Origin of the sequence: Salipaludibacillus sp. CF4.18 (assembly GCF_051262595.1) — a bacterium.
GTDB classification, from domain to species: Bacteria; Bacillota; Bacilli; order Bacillales; family Salisediminibacteriaceae; genus Salipaludibacillus; species Salipaludibacillus neizhouensis.
This window is the reverse complement of record NZ_JBIMEV010000168.1, coordinates 1-400: the sequence shown is the minus strand read 5'-3', so window position 1 is coordinate 400 and position 400 is coordinate 1. Positions and strand designations below refer to the sequence as shown.

Genomic DNA, 400 nt, shown 5'->3' with positions numbered 1-400 from the left:
TGAAACAATATTTCGATACGGTTAATCATGACAAACTCATGTTTCATTTGGAAGAGCACATTAAGGATAAAATAATCCTTACACTTATACGGAAATTCCTAAGGAGTGGTGTGTCTATTAATGGAACAATTGTCCCTACTGAAATTGGTGTACCACAAGGAGGAAATATTTCACCGATTTTAAGTAATCTCTTCCTTGATCAATTCGATAAAGAATTAGAGAAACGTGGACACCAATTCGTCCGGTATGCGGATGACTGTAATATCTACGTTAAAAGTAGAAAAGCAGGAGAGCGTGTCATGAAAAGCGCCACGACATTCCTTGAGGAGAAACTAAAACTTACCGTTAATCGTGAAAAGAGTGAAATAGGAAGCCCCACGAAACGAAAGTTTCTAGGGTT

The 400-nt window shown here is 37.8% G+C and carries 1 protein-coding gene; it reads left to right on the top strand.

Annotated elements, in window-relative coordinates; all coding sequences use genetic code 11:
- The coding region (locus ACHABW_RS26005; RefSeq protein WP_435759939.1) for a reverse transcriptase domain-containing protein at positions 1-400 on the top strand (400 nt) is incomplete at both ends.